Origin of the sequence: Mycolicibacterium monacense, from assembly GCF_010731575.1 — a bacterium.
GTDB classification, from domain to species: domain Bacteria; phylum Actinomycetota; class Actinomycetes; order Mycobacteriales; family Mycobacteriaceae; genus Mycobacterium; species Mycobacterium monacense.
This window is the reverse complement of record NZ_AP022617.1, coordinates 3,600,489-3,614,763: the sequence shown is the minus strand read 5'-3', so window position 1 is coordinate 3,614,763 and position 14,275 is coordinate 3,600,489. Positions and strand designations below refer to the sequence as shown.

Here is a 14,275-nt window from a genome sequence, read left to right as displayed (position 1 = left end):
CTCAGCGGTAACCGTCTGAGTCCGACGTCGCTTCGTTCAGCGAGGCGTCGGCGTAACCGCGGCAGTAGTCCCACGTGACATAGGCGTCGGGTTCGGGATCGTAGGCCGGCTCATGCGGCCGCACCGTGCCGTCGACGAGCAGCTGCAGCAGGTTGGCCCGCAGCATGTCCCAGTCGTGGTAGTGGTCCTGCTGGCATTCGTCGCAGCACACGACCAGACCGCGAATTCCCTTGTGCGCGAGGAGCGCCTCGTAGACCGCCAGGTCGGCCAGGTCGGCCTCGACGGCAGTGCGCTCCTGCGGGTCCAGCGGCTGACCGGGTTCGAGCGCGTCGAGGGCCGCCGAGGGATCGCAGGGATCGTCGGCGAACGGATCAGGCGGCAAACCAGGTGGCAGGTGGTCTCGCACGAGTCCCACATTACGCAGCCCCACTGTGATCACGCCAGCCGTCGCCGGTGTGGCGACGTGGTGTGCGGGGCCGAGCCGCCACGGCCGCAACCGATAGGATTGTGTATCCGCCCAAGTGCCTATGGAGGGCCCGCCCATGTCGATCGCTGAACGCAGCGTTCCCATCGCCGTACCGGTGCCGACCGGCGGCGACGATCCGACGAAGGTGGCCATGCTCGGGCTGACCTTCGACGACGTCCTGCTGCTCCCCGCCGCCTCCGACGTCATACCCGCGACGGCCGACACCTCGAGCCAACTGACCAAGCGCATCCGGCTGCGCGTGCCGCTGGTCAGCTCGGCGATGGACACGGTCACCGAATCCCGGATGGCCATCGCGATGGCCCGCGCCGGCGGCATGGGTGTGCTGCACCGCAACCTGCCCGTGGCCGAACAGGCCGGTCAGGTCGAAACCGTCAAACGGTCCGAGGCCGGTATGGTCACCGACCCGGTGACCTGCTCACCGGACAACACGCTGGCCGAAGTCGACGCGATGTGCGCGCGGTTCCGCATCTCCGGGCTGCCGGTCGTGGATGAGCGCGGCTCCCTCGTCGGCATCATCACCAACCGCGACATGCGCTTCGAGGTCGACCAGTCCAAACCGGTCTCCGAGGTGATGACCAAGGCGCCCCTGATCACCGCGCAGGAAGGTGTCTCGGCCGAGGCCGCGCTCGGCCTGCTGCGCCGCCACAAGATCGAGAAGCTGCCGATCGTCGACGGGCACGGCAAGCTCACCGGGCTGATCACCGTCAAGGACTTCGTCAAGACCGAACAGTTCCCGCTGGCGACCAAGGACTCCGACGGCAGGCTGCTCGTCGGCGCCGCGGTCGGCGTCGGCGACGACGCGTGGAACCGCGCGATGACGCTGGCCGATGCCGGTGTCGACGTGCTGATCGTCGACACCGCCCACGCCCACAACCGGTCGGTGCTCGAGATGGTGCACCGCATCAAGACCGTGCTCGGTGACCGCGTCGAGGTCGTCGGCGGCAACGTCGCCACCCGCGCCGGGGCCGCCGCACTCGTGGAAGCCGGCGCGGACGCCGTCAAGGTCGGTGTCGGCCCGGGGTCGATCTGCACCACGCGGGTCGTCGCGGGCGTCGGGGCGCCGCAGATCACCGCGATCCTCGAGTCGGTCGCCGCGTGCGCCCCGGCCGGTGTGCCGGTGATCGCCGACGGCGGCCTGCAGTACTCGGGTGACATCGCCAAGGCGCTGGCCGCGGGCGCGTCGACGGCCATGCTGGGCTCGCTGCTCGCGGGCACCGCCGAGGCGCCGGGCGAGCTGATCTTCGTCAACGGCAAGCAGTTCAAGAGCTACCGCGGCATGGGATCGCTCGGTGCGATGCAGGGCCGCGGCGCGACAGGCAACCTCCGGGGCTCCTTCTCGAAGGACCGCTACTTCCAGGACGACGTGCTCTCCGAGGACAAGCTGGTACCCGAGGGCATCGAGGGCCGGGTGCCGTTCCGCGGTCCGCTGGCGCAGGTGATCCACCAGCTCACCGGCGGTCTGCGCGCGGCCATGGGTTACACCGGTTCACCCTCCATCGAGGCGTTGCAGCAGGCGCAATTCGTGCAGATCACCGCGGCGGGGCTGAAGGAAAGCCACCCGCACGACATCACGATGACCGTCGAAGCGCCCAACTACTACGCCCGCTGACGGACTGGGATACAGCACTGTGCGAGACATGGTCGAAATCGGTATGGGCCGCACCGCCCGCCGTACGTACGAACTCCACGACATCAACATCGTGCCGTCGCGCCGCACCCGCTCGTCGAAGGACGTGTCGACGGCGTGGCAGCTCGACGCGTACCGGTTCGAGATCCCGGTGGTGTCGCACCCGACCGACGCGCTCGTGTCACCGGAGTTCGCGATCGAACTCGGTCGCCTCGGCGGGCTCGGCGTGCTCAACGGCGAGGGGCTGATCGGCAGGCACGCCGACGTCGAGGAGAAGATCGGTCAGGTTGTCGAGGCCGCCGAGAAGGAACCCGACCCGTCGGCTGCGATCCGGCTGCTGCAGCAGCTGCACGCCGCCCCGCTGGATCCCGAATTGCTCGGTGCGGCCGTGTCCCGCATCCGTGACGCCGGGGTGACGACCGCGGTGCGGGTGAGCCCGCAGAACGCCCAGGCGCTGACCCCGGCGCTACTGCAGGCGGGTATCGACCTGCTCGTCATCCAGGGCACGATCGTGTCCGCCGAACGCGTCGCGAACGACGGCGAACCGCTCAACCTCAAGACCTTCATCTCCGAACTCGACATCCCCGTCGTCGCCGGTGGGGTGCTGGACCACCGCACCGCACTGCACCTGATGCGCACCGGAGCGGCCGGCGTGATCGTCGGCTACGGGTCGACCTCCGGTGTCACCACCAGCGACGAGGTGCTGGGCATCAGCGTGCCGATGGCCACCGCGATCGCCGACGCCGCCGCCGCGCGCCGCGAATACCTCGACGAGACCGGCGGACGTTACGTGCACGTCCTCGCCGACGGCGACATCCACACCTCGGGTGATCTGGCCAAGGCGATCGCCTGCGGCGCCGACGCCGTGGTGCTCGGCACACCGCTGGCGAGTGCGGCCGAGGCGTTGGGCGGTGGGTGGTTCTGGCCGGCCGCCGCCGCGCATCCGTCGCTGCCGCGCGGTGCGCTGCTGCAGGTGGCGCTGGGGGAGCGGCCGTCGCTCGAACAGGTGCTCACCGGGCCGTCGGACGATCCGTTCGGCTCGCTCAATCTCGTTGGCGGCCTTAGGCGTTCGATGGCCAAGGCCGGCTACTGCGACCCCAAGGAATTCCAGAAGGTCGGCCTGACGGTCGGCGCCTGACGTTTCCCCGCGAGCAGACGCAGAATCGCGTTCCGCGGTGCCGTGGAACGCGATTCTGTGTCTGCTCAGCCGGCCAGTCGGGGCCGTGACAAGTGGTGTGCGATCCGCTGAGCCAAACGCGCGGGATGGCGCCGGATGTCGTCGACGATCATGGGGATCACCGTCCAGCCTGACTCCTGAATCCCCGCCAGACGTCTTCGATCTCTGACCATTTCGCGCCGGCCGACGTGCCAGTCCACGCTTTCGTACTCCGCGACCACGCGCTGGTCAGGCCAGGCGAGGTCGACCCGCCACACCACGCCGCCGGGGCCGCGAATCTCGTATTGCAGCTCCGGTTTCGGGAGGCCATAGTCGATCATCACCAGCCGGGCTTCGCTCTCCATCGCCGATTCGGCGCGCCCGTCGACATGCGGCAACAGCTCACGCACCGCGACGATGCCCCGGCGGCCGGCCTGCGCGTCGACAGCTCCCTGGAGGTCACCGGTGTCGCACCAGGTCGAGTGGACGGCGGCATCCAACGTCGCGAGGGCCCTGGGCCGGGGGAGCCGACGGGCGGTCTCCACCGCAGTCCAGGCAGGTGCGGTAGCAAGTCGGCCCGCCACACGCTGCAGCGGTGCGCCGAGGCGTTGGTGCACAGTCAGTCCGATCGTCGGGCGGACCCGCCTGCCGGGGTCCAGTATGTGGATCGCCGCGGTGTTCTCGACGTCGAATCCGTACAGGGCCGCCGCTGTTCCCAGGCATGCGACCGCCTCTTCGCCGAGGAACAGGTCGAGGGCCGACAACCGGCCCCGCACGTCGGGCTGGTGGTCGGCGTAGACGCCGTACCAGACGCGGACCAAGTCGCCGCGTCGCACATGCCAGTCCAGTTGCTGACGGGTCATGACCGCGAGCAGCTCCCGCGTCGTCGCCAGACCGCCACCCTGTCGAAGCAGGGCCCGCCCCACCGCATCCATGGTTGTCGACTGTCGGGGATCCCGTCCGCGGGCGGTAGTGGTGACTCGCAACCTGTGGATAACCACCCGAGCCACGGCGGCGACCAGACACAGAATCGCGTTCGAGCGCCCCCAGGAACGCGATTCTGTGTCTGCTCGCAGAAGAGGCGGTTCTGGATAGTTACCCGTTGGTAACCCATACTGGTGTGATGCAGCCTGACTACGACGTCCTCATCATCGGTTCGGGGTTCGGTGGCAGCGTCACCGCGCTGAGGCTCACCGAGAAGGGCTATCGGGTCGGCGTACTCGAAGCGGGCCGCCGCTTCGCCGACGAGGACTTCGCCAAGACGTCGTGGGATCTGCGGAACTTCCTGTGGGCACCGCAACTGGGCTGCTTCGGCATCCAGCGCATCCATCTGCTCCGCGATGTCCTCATCCTGGCCGGCGCGGGTGTCGGCGGCGGATCGCTCAACTACGCCAACACCCTCTACGTCCCGCGCGAGCCGTTCTTCAACGACCCGCAGTGGAAGCACATCACCGACTGGAACGAAGAGCTGCTGCCGCACTACGAGCAGGCCCAGCGGATGCTCGGCGTGGTCACGAACCCGACGTTCACCGACGCCGACCGCGTCGTGAAGGAAGTCGCCGAGGACATGGGCGTCGGCGACACCTTCGTCCCGACGCCGGTGGGCGTGTTCTTCGGACCGGACGGGCAGAAGACCCCGGGCAAGACGGTGCCCGACCCCTACTTCGGCGGTGTCGGCCCGGCCCGCAGGGGTTGCATCGAGGTCGGCGAATGCATGACGGGCTGCCGCCACAACGGCAAGAACACGCTGGTGAAGAACTACCTCTACCTCGCCGAGCGGGCGGGCACCGAGGTACATCCGCTGACCACCGTGACCAGCTTCGAACAGCGCGCCGACGGCGTCTGGGAGGTGAGCACCGTGCGCACCGGCCGCAAGGTGCGCCGCCAGAAGCGCACCTTCACCGCCAACCATGTCGTCCTTGCGGCGGGCACGTTCGGCACTCAGAAGCTGCTGTTCAAGATGCGTGACGCCGGGAAGCTCCCCGAGCTGTCCGACCGGCTGGGCATGCTGACCCGGACCAACTCGGAATCCATCGTCGGCGCCGGGAAATTCGAGGTCACCGACGACCTCGACCTCACCCACGGCGTGGCGATCACTTCGTCGATCCACCCGACCTCCGACACCCACATCGAACCGGTGCGCTACGGCAAGGGCTCCAATGCGATGGGGCTGCTGCAGACACTGATGACCGACGGCGCCGGCCCGGAGGGCACCGACGTGCCGCGCTGGAAGCAGCTGTTCCACAACGCCAAAGCGGATCCGCGCGGCACCATGCGACTGCTCAACGTGCGGCGCTGGAGCGAACGGACGCTGATCGCGCTGGTCATGCAGAACCTCGACAACTCCATCACCACCTTCACCAAGCGCACGAAGTTCGGCACCCGCCGGCTGACGAGCAAACAGGGCCACGGTGAGCCGAACCCGACGTGGATCCCGGTGGGCAACGAGGTGACGCGGCGGATCGCCGAGAAGATCGACGGCGTCGCGGGCGGCACCTGGGGCGAATTGTTCAACATCCCCCTGACGGCACACTTCCTCGGCGGCGCCGCCATCGGCGACAGCGCCGAGCACGGAGTCATCGACCCCTACCACCGCGTCTACAACTATCCGACGCTGTACGTCACCGACGGGGCGGCGATCTCGGCCAACCTCGGCGTCAACCCGTCCCTGACCATCAGCGCACAGGCGGAACGGGCGGCCTCGCTGTGGCCGAACAAGGGCGAAGAGGATCTGCGACCCGCACAGGGCGAGGGGTACCGCCGCCTGGACCCGATCCGCCCTGCGCAGCCCGTGGTGCCCGCCGGTGCGCCCGCGGCCCTGGACTGGAACGCCAGCCGCGAGGAGGTCAACCGCCGCGACCCCACCACCGCCGAGGCTTCCGAGGCGCGCGGCGCCTGACCTCAGGTCGGTTTGGTCAGACGACGACGCAGCGGTTCGCGGCCCGGCGGCTGCGCCGGTGTGGGCAGCAGCGGCTTGCGCTTCTGCACCTTGACCGTCGTCGGCTCCTGGGTGGACAGCACGATCTCTTCCCCGGCATGGCGGATCGTCAGCCGACCGTCGGGGCCGTCGCGCAGCGTGTAGCTCACCTCGTCGTGTCGCGCGTGGACCGTCAACCGGAAATCGCGCCAGCGCAACCGGAATCGCAGACACGACAACCCGTCGGGCAGGTGCGGGTTCAACGACAGCACGCCCTCGTCGTCGCGCAGACCGCCGAAACCGCCGACCAGCGCCGTCCACGCACCGGCCAGAGACGCCATGTGCAGCCCGTCACGGGTGTTCTGGTGCAGGTTGCGCAGATCGATCATCGCCGCCTCGAACGCGTAGTCGTGGGCGAGGTTGAGATGTCCGACCTCCGCGCACATCACCGCCTGCGTGCACGCCGACAGCGAGGAGTCGCGGGTGGTGCGCCGCTCGTAGTAGTCGACGTTGCGGGCCTTCTGCTCGTCGGTGAACGCGTGGCTCTGCCACTGCATCGCCAGCACCAGGTCGGCCTGTTTGATCACCTGCGCGGGGTAGAGCCGCACATACGGCTCGTGCAGCAGCAGCGGGTAGGAGGTGTTCTCGGTGAAGTTCCACTCGGCCAGCGTGGTGAAGCCCTCGCACTGGGGGTGCACGCCGAGCTCCTGGTCATACGGGATGTGCGCGGCCGCGGCCGCTTCCCGCCACGCCGCCGTCTCCTCGGTGGTCACGCCCATGTCCCTGGCGATCTCCGAACGCCTCTCACAGGCGTCGGCCGCGACCCGCAGGTTGTGGGCGGCCATCAGGTTGGTGAAGACGTTGTCGCGCACCACCGCGGTGTACTCGTCCGGCCCGGTGACGCCGTCGAGGTGCCATACGCCGTGGCGGTCGTGGTGTCCGAGGGCCATCCACAGCCGCGCGGTGTCGATCAGCACCGCCAGCCCGCACTCGTCCTCGAGTGAGTCGTCGCCGGTGACGGTGCGGTACCGGTGGAAGGCCATCGCGATGTCGGCGTTGACGTGCCAGCCCGCGGTGCCCGCAGGCCAGTACGCCGAGCATTCCTCCCCGCGGATGGTGCGCCACGGGAACGCGGCCCCCCGCAGATCCAGTTGGGCCGCACGCTCTCTCGCCAACTGCAGGGTGGAGGCCCGCCACCGCAGCGCGTCGGCGGCGGCGGAGGGTTTGGTGTAGGTGAGCACCGGGAGCACGAAACCCTCTGTGTCCCAGAAGGCGTGGCCGTCGTATCCCGCACCGGTCAGGCCCTTGCCGGGGATGGCGCGACGTTCGGCGCGGGCGCTGGCCTGCAGCACGTGGAACAGCCCGAACCGCACCGCCTGCTGCAGGTCGGGGTCGCCCTCGACCTCGACGTCGGCGCAATCCCAGAACTCGTCGAGGTATTCGCGTTGCGCGTCGAGCAACCCCTGCCACCCGACGTAACGTGCGCCGGTGAGTGCGGCGGCGGCCTGATCGCGCAGTGCCGGGCGGGACCGCAGGCTCGACCACCCGTAGGCGAGGTACTTGACGATGCGCAGGCGCTGACCGGGTCGCAGCCCGCAGATCACGGTGGTGTGGGCGAGGTCTTCGCGGGCGTCGGTGCTGGTCTCGACGCGTCCCGGGACGTCGACCTCGTGATCCATTGCGGCGGCCATCATCAGAGCGCTGCCGCGGGTGCGGTGCACGAGCAGCGCGCTGTGGTCGGTCTTTTCGTGATGGACGGCCTCGAGTGGTTTGCGCAGTGCCGCCGCGACCCGGGGATCGCCCGAGGTCTCGGGTTGATCCTCGTTGGCGACGAGCTCGGATTGCACTGTCACACGGACGAATTCGTCGAGCGCCTCGACGACGTATTCGATGGCCGCGACCCCGCGCTGCGACAACGACACCAGGCGGGTGGACTGCACCTTGACCTGCTTACCCGCCGGTGAGCGCCAGTGTGCCCGCCGGCTCAGGGTGCCTGCCCGCAGGTCGAGTGTCCGTTCGTGGGAGATGAGGTCGCCGTAGCGGACGTCGAACGGTTCGTCGTCGACGAGCAACCGGATGATCTTCCCGTTGGTGACGTTGACGATCGTCTGGCCCGCCTCGGGATAGCCGTAACCGGCTTCGGCATAGGGAAGTGGGCGGATCTCGAAGAAGGAGTTCAGATACGTACCGGGCATGCCGTGCGGTTCGCCCTCGTCGAGGTTTCCGCGTAATCCGATGTGCCCGTTGGACAATGCGAACAGTGACTCGGACTCGTCGATCAGGTCGAAGTCGAGCCGGGTCTCGCGGACCTGCCACGGTTCGACGGGGAAGACGTCGTAGGGGATCACGCTGGGTCCTCCCGCAGTTCTGCGAGGTCGGTGACGACGACGTCGGCGCCGTTGCGCCGCAGTTCCTCGGCCTGCCCGACGCGGTCGACCCCCACCACGTACCCGAAATCGCCGGCCCGTCCGGCCGCCACCCCGGCGAGTGCGTCCTCGAACACGGCGGCCTGATCCGGTGTGACGCCGAGCAGTTCGGCCGCCCGCAGGAACGAATCCGGCGCCGGTTTGCCCGCGATGTGCTCCTCGCGCATGGTGACCCCGTCGACGCGGTGCTGCACATGGCGGCCCATCCCGGTGATGTCGAGCACCTCCCCGGTGTTCGCGCTCGACGACACGACGGCGATCTTGAGGCCGGCGGCGCTCGCGTCCTCGAGGTAGCGACGCGAACCCTCGAACACCTCGATGCCGTCGCGGCGCAACGTCTCGTGGAACATCTCGTCCTTCCGGTTGCCCAGCCCGTGCACGGTTTCGGCCTCGGGCGGGTCGTCGGGTTCGCCGTCGGGCAACTCGATCCCGCGGCTGGCGAGGAACGACCGGACGCCGTCCTCGCGGCGCTTGCCGTCCACGAAGCGCTGGTAGTCGGCGCCCGCGTCGAACGGTACGTACGGCTCCCCGGTGCGCTGCGCCCTGCTCTGCAGGTACGCGTCGAACATCGCCTTCCAGGCGCGGGTGTGGACGCTTGCGGTGTCGGTGAGCACGCCGTCGAGGTCGAACAGGCAGGCCGTTATCCGCTCGGGCAGACCCAGCACAGCGGACCTCGCTTCCAGGTTCGGGTTCCCCGCTGGGGTAACCATTGCCGCCTCGACACTAACGTGACGGCCGAAATCGGGCCGCCTCTAGAATGAGGCGGTGAATTCCCCATCCCCGCGGCCCGTCCTGGTGGTCGACTTCGGCGCGCAGTATGCGCAGCTGATCGCGCGTCGGGTCCGCGAAGCCCGGGTCTTCTCCGAGGTCGTCCCGCACACCGCCACCGTCGAGGAGATCAAGGCGAAGGACCCGCAGGCGATCGTGCTGTCCGGCGGTCCGGCGAGCGTCTACGCCGACGGCGCCCCGCAGCTCGACCCGGCGCTGTTCGACCTCGACGTCCCGGTGTTCGGCATCTGCTACGGCTTTCAGGCCATGGCGCAGGCGCTCGGTGGCACGGTCACGCACACCGGCACCAGGGAGTACGGCCGCACCGAGCTGAAAGTGGCTGGGGGAGAGCTTCATTCGGACCTGCCCGCCGTCCAGCCGGTGTGGATGAGCCACGGTGACGCGGTCACCGAGGCGCCGTCCGGTTTCGAGGTGGTGGCGACCAGCGCCGGTGCGCCGGTCGCGGCCTTCGAGAACCGGGCCCGCCGCCTCGCCGGGGTGCAGTACCACCCCGAGGTGCTGCACTCCCCGCACGGCCAGCAGGTGCTCAGCCGGTTCCTGCACGAGTTCGCCGGTATCGGCGCCAAATGGACCCCGGCCAACATCGCCGATGCGCTCGTCGAGCAGGTGCGCGAGCAGATCGGTGACGGTCGCGCCATCTGCGGGCTGTCGGGCGGGGTGGACTCCGCGGTGGCGGCCGCGCTGGTGCAGCGCGCCATCGGCGACCGGCTGACCTGTGTGTTCGTCGACCACGGACTGCTGCGCTCGGGGGAGCGGGCACAGGTGCAGCGCGATTTCGTCGCCGCCACGGGCGCCAATCTGGTCACCGTCGACGTCGCCGACCGCTTCCTCCAGGAACTGTCCGGGGTGACCAACCCCGAGGGCAAGCGCAAGATCATCGGCCGCGAATTCATCAGCGCCTTCGACGATGCGGTGGTCGACATCGTGGGCGACAGCGGAGCGCCGGTCGAATTCCTGGTGCAGGGGACCCTCTACCCCGACGTCGTCGAATCCGGCGGCGGCTCGGGTACGGCGAACATCAAGAGCCACCACAACGTGGGCGGCCTGCCCGCCGACCTGAAGTTCAAACTCGTCGAACCGCTGCGGCTGCTGTTCAAGGACGAGGTGCGAGCGGTCGGACGTGAACTCGGGCTGCCCGAGGACATCGTTGCGCGCCAACCCTTCCCGGGTCCGGGGCTGGGGATCCGCATCGTCGGTGAGGTGACGCGCGGGCGGTTGGAGACGCTGCGGCACGCCGATGCGATCGCCCGTGAGGAGCTCACCGCCGCGGGTCTGGACAACCAGATCTGGCAGTGCCCGGTGGTGCTGCTGGCCGATGTCCGGTCGGTGGGGGTGCAGGGCGACGGCCGTACCTACGGCCATCCGATCGTGCTGCGGCCGGTGTCCAGCGAGGACGCCATGACCGCCGACTGGACGCGGGTGCCCTACGAGGTGCTCGAGCGGATCTCCACCCGCATCACCAACGAGGTGCCCGAGGTGAACCGGGTCGTGCTCGACGTCACGAGCAAGCCGCCCGGCACCATCGAGTGGGAATAGTCGGGACCAGCGACGACTTGGCGCACAAGCCCGGCGGGGACACCTGCCGGGCTTGACGCTTGTCGGTGGGTCGGTGTTTACTCGTCGTATCGAACATGAGTTCGAATAACGAGTGTTCCTGGTGATGTTGGAGGTGTGGTTGTGACAGCTGCGACCAACCTCAGCCTGACCCATCGTACCCGCGCTGAGCAGGTCGAACACCTGCGCAAACAGATGGCCGCAGTGGCAGGCAAGGTCGGGTCGGGCCGACGTGGTCCGACCCCCTCCGCCGACCCGTCACCGGCCTCGGAAAGTTTGCTGCCGCTGCCCGAATCGCTGGCTGAGCAGCTGCCGAGGTCGTTGCCGCGCGGGACGGTCGCGGTGCTCGCGGGTGCCCGGTCACTGCCGCTGGGCATGGTCGCGGCGACGACGGCGGCCGGTGGTCACGCCGCCATCGTCGGTCAACCCGATGCCGGTCTGCTGGCCGCGGTGGAGATGGGTGCGGACCTCAGCAGGCTGGCCGTCATCCCGGATCCGGGCGGCGATCCGGTGGAGGTGGCGGCGGTCCTGATGGACGGGATGGATCTGGTGGTGCTCGGGCTGGGCGGTCGGTCGGTACCCGCGGGCCGGGCCCGCGCGGTGACGGCCCGGGCGCGGCAGAAGGGATGCACGCTGCTGGTCACCAACGGTGACTGGCCCGGGGCGACGGCCCGGTTGGAGGCCCGGGTGTGCGGTTTCGAGGTGGCCGGTGCCGGTTCGTCCGGGGCGCCGAGGCCGGGGTGCGGGCGTATCAGCCGGGTGCGGTTGGCGATGCGGGCGAGAAGCCGGGGCCACGGCCCGGCCCTGGCGGTCGGTGAGTAGCGTGGCTCGGTCCCATCGAGAAACGGCCGCCCGGGTGCTCGCGGTCTGGTGCATGGACTGGCCGGCGGTCGCCGCCGCCGCGGCGGCGCACCTGCCCCCTACGGCGCCGGTGGCGGTCACGCTGGCTAACCGGGTCATTGCGTGTTCGGCATCGGCGCGTGCCGCGGGGGTGCGGCGGGGGCTGCGGCGCCGTGAGTCGCAGGCCAGGTGCCCGCACCTGCATGTCGCCGCGGCGGATCCGGCCCGCGATGCCCGCCACTTCGAGAACGTCACGGCGGCGGTCGACGATCTGGTGCCGCGCGCCGAGGTGCTGCGGCCTGGTCTGCTCGTGATGGCGGTGCGCGGGGCGGCGCGGTACTTCGGCTCCGAACAGGCCGCGGCCGAGCGGCTGGTCGACGCGGTCGCCGCCGCGGGGGTGGAATGTCAGGTCGGTATCGCCGATCAGCTGCCCACCGCGGTGTTCGCCGCACGGGAGGGCCGCATCGTGGCGCCCGGTGAGGACGCCGGCTTCCTGTCCGCCCTGTCGATCCGCCAGCTCGCCACCGAGCCGAGCCTGGCCGCGCCCGGCCGGGAAGAGCTGGCGGACCTGTTGTGGCGCATGGGTATTCGCACAATCGGCCAGTTCTCCGCCCTGTCCCGGACGGATGTGGCCTCCCGTTTCGGGGCGGACGCCGTCGCCGCGCACCGGTTCGCCCGGGGTGAGCCGGCCCGCGGTCCGTCGGGCCGGGAGCCACCGGCGGAGCTCGATGCGGTGATGAACTGCGATCCGCCCATCGACCGGGTGGACGCCGCGGCGTTCGCCGGCCGGTCGCTGGCCGGGCAGCTGCACCGCAGCCTCGAATCGGCGGGGGTGGGCTGCACCCGGTTGGCGATCCACGCCGTCACCGAGGACGGCAAGGAGCTGGAACGGGTGTGGCGGTGTGCCGAACCGCTGACCGAGGACGCCACCGCCGACCGGGTGCGCTGGCAACTCGACGGCTGGCTGAACCGGCGCAACCCCCAAGACCGCCCCACCGCGCCGATCACCGTGCTGCGGTTGCGGCCGGTCGAGGTCATCTCGGCCGAAGCGTTGCAGCTGCCGCTGTGGGGTGGCGTCGGAGAGGAGGACCGGTTGCGGGCCCGCCGGGCGCTGGTGCGGGTCCAGGGCCTGCTCGGCCCGGAAGCGGTGCAGGTGCCGGTGCTCAGCGGTGGACGCGGCCCGGCCGAGCGGATCACCTTCACCGCCTTCGGGGATGAGCCGGTGCCGCAGGCCGATCCGCGCCAACCGTGGCCCGGTCAGCTGCCCGAACCGTCGCCCGCGGTGCTGCTCGACGATCCGGTGGAGGTGCTCGACGCCGAGGGCAATCCGGTCCGGGTGACCCACCGCGGACTGTTCTCCGGTCCTCCGGCGCGTCTGGACGGCGGCGGCTACCGCGGTGACCTGGCCTGGTGGGCCGGGCCGTGGCCGGTCGACGAACGGTGGTGGGATCCCGACCGCGCCAAGGGGCGCACCGCCAGGGCGCAGGTGCTGCTCGACGGAAGCAAGGGTCAGGCGGCGCTGCTGCTGTGTTACCGGCAGCGTCGCTGGTACGTGGAGGGAGCCTACGAGTAGACATTCTAGTTGTGCACAACTTAATTGTGAGCTATCGTTGTCGGTATGGCCACGCTCCGCCTCGATCAGCATCTGTGCTTCGCGCTGTACTCGGCGACGCGTGCCATGACGGCGGCCTACCGGCCGGTGTTGACGGAGTTGAACCTCACCTATCCGCAGTACCTGGTGCTGCTGGTGCTGTGGGAGGAGGGTCCGGTGACGGTCGGCCGGCTCGGTGAGCGGCTGCATCTGGATTCCGGCACCCTCTCGCCGCTGCTGAAACGCCTCGAGGCCAACGGGTTCGTGGTGCGGCAACGGTCCCGCTCCGACGAGCGTCAGGTCGAGATCGACCTGACCGACGCCGGTCGGGCGCTCGAGGAACGCGCGCAGTGCATCCCCGAGGAACTGTTCCGGGCCACCGGGCTGTCCGTCGACGACGCCGAGCAGTTACGCGACGCCGTCCGTCAGTTGAACGACGTGCTCATCCATCGGAAGGAACCCACATGAAAGCCCTCTACACCGCAGAAGCGCTGGCCACCGGCGAAGGCCGCGACGGCCACGGCCGCAGCTCCGACGGCCGCCTCGACTTCGACCTCGCGATCCCGAAGGAGATGGGCGGCAGCGGTGACGGCACCAACCCCGAGCAGTTGTTCGCCGTCGGATACGCGGCCTGCTTCCACTCCGCGCTGCGCCTGGTGGCCCGCCAGGAGAAGGTCGACGTCACCGATTCGACTGTGGGCGCGCGGGTTTCGATCGGCCAGCTCGACAACGGCGGGTTCGGACTCGCGGTGGAACTGGAGGTGGCGCTGCCCAACGTCGACGAGAAGACCGCTCAGGAGATCGCCGACAAGGCGCATCAGGTGTGCCCGTACTCCAACGCGACGCGCGGCAACATCGACGTCACGGTCACCGTCACCGACGACTGAC

Annotated in this window: 12 protein-coding genes; 8 read left to right on the top strand and 4 right to left on the bottom strand. The window is 69.6% G+C overall.

Going from position 1 to position 14,275, the window contains the following annotated elements:
* Position 1: 1 nt before the first annotated feature.
* Entirely contained in the window at positions 2–406 is a 405-nt protein-coding gene (locus G6N49_RS17300; RefSeq protein ID WP_011768106.1) for a DUF5319 domain-containing protein, read from the bottom strand.
* Positions 407–542: 136 nt separating this feature from the next.
* Between G6N49_RS17300 and guaB the strand changes: the two genes are divergently transcribed.
* Entirely contained in the window at positions 543–2,096 is a 1,554-nt protein-coding gene (gene guaB, locus G6N49_RS17295) for an IMP dehydrogenase (RefSeq protein ID WP_011558578.1), read from the top strand.
* 28 nt (positions 2,097–2,124) lie between these two features.
* On the top strand, positions 2,125–3,252 hold the full coding sequence (locus G6N49_RS17290; protein WP_085976238.1) for a GuaB3 family IMP dehydrogenase-related protein: 1,128 nt from the start codon (positions 2,125–2,127) through the stop codon (positions 3,250–3,252).
* Positions 3,253–3,317: 65 nt separating this feature from the next.
* Here G6N49_RS17290 and G6N49_RS17285 read toward each other — a convergent pair whose 3' ends face one another.
* A complete protein-coding gene (locus G6N49_RS17285; RefSeq protein WP_197913483.1) occupies positions 3,318–4,205 on the bottom strand; it encodes a type IV toxin-antitoxin system AbiEi family antitoxin domain-containing protein in 888 nt (295 codons plus the stop codon).
* 188 nt (positions 4,206–4,393) lie between these two features.
* Here G6N49_RS17285 and G6N49_RS17280 point away from each other — a divergent pair, with 188 nt between their 5' ends.
* Positions 4,394–6,169 (top strand): GMC family oxidoreductase, encoded by a 1,776-nt coding sequence (locus G6N49_RS17280; RefSeq protein WP_011854886.1) that lies wholly within the window; start codon positions 4,394–4,396, stop codon positions 6,167–6,169.
* Positions 6,170–6,171: 2 nt separating this feature from the next.
* Here G6N49_RS17280 and G6N49_RS17275 read toward each other — a convergent pair whose 3' ends face one another.
* Both G6N49_RS17275 and G6N49_RS17270 read right to left on the bottom strand, forming a co-directional pair.
* Positions 6,172–8,535 carry a glycoside hydrolase family 65 protein gene (locus G6N49_RS17275; protein WP_011558582.1) on the bottom strand — a complete coding sequence of 788 codons (2,364 nt, stop codon included), beginning with the start codon at positions 8,533–8,535 and terminating at the stop codon, positions 6,172–6,174.
* Entirely contained in the window at positions 8,532–9,323 is a 792-nt protein-coding gene (locus G6N49_RS17270; protein WP_011854887.1) for a beta-phosphoglucomutase family hydrolase, read from the bottom strand. The genes G6N49_RS17275 and G6N49_RS17270 overlap by 4 nt, the downstream gene beginning before the upstream one ends.
* A 55-nt stretch (positions 9,324–9,378) precedes the next feature.
* Here G6N49_RS17270 and guaA point away from each other — a divergent pair, with 55 nt between their 5' ends.
* The 5 genes from guaA to G6N49_RS17245 all read left to right on the top strand — a co-directional run bounded on the left by guaA (position 9,379) and on the right by G6N49_RS17245 (position 14,274).
* On the top strand, positions 9,379–10,938 hold the full coding sequence (guaA, locus tag G6N49_RS17265) for a glutamine-hydrolyzing GMP synthase (protein WP_011558584.1): 1,560 nt from the start codon (positions 9,379–9,381) through the stop codon (positions 10,936–10,938).
* Positions 10,939–11,079: 141 nt separating this feature from the next.
* Positions 11,080–11,778 (top strand): DnaE2-dependent mutagenesis accessory factor ImuA', encoded by a 699-nt coding sequence (locus G6N49_RS17260; RefSeq protein WP_011854888.1) that lies wholly within the window; start codon positions 11,080–11,082, stop codon positions 11,776–11,778.
* A 52-nt stretch (positions 11,779–11,830) separates the two neighbouring features.
* Entirely contained in the window at positions 11,831–13,369 is a 1,539-nt protein-coding gene (locus G6N49_RS17255; protein ID WP_049771601.1) for a DNA polymerase Y family protein, read from the top strand.
* 45 nt (positions 13,370–13,414) lie between these two features.
* Positions 13,415–13,855 carry a MarR family winged helix-turn-helix transcriptional regulator gene (locus G6N49_RS17250; protein WP_011854889.1) on the top strand — a complete coding sequence of 147 codons (441 nt, stop codon included), beginning with the start codon at positions 13,415–13,417 and terminating at the stop codon, positions 13,853–13,855.
* Positions 13,852–14,274, top strand: a complete 423-nt coding sequence (locus G6N49_RS17245) for an organic hydroperoxide resistance protein (RefSeq protein WP_011558588.1) — start codon at positions 13,852–13,854, stop codon at positions 14,272–14,274. Before G6N49_RS17250 ends, G6N49_RS17245 begins: the two co-directional genes overlap by 4 nt.
* Position 14,275 lies beyond the last annotated feature (1 nt).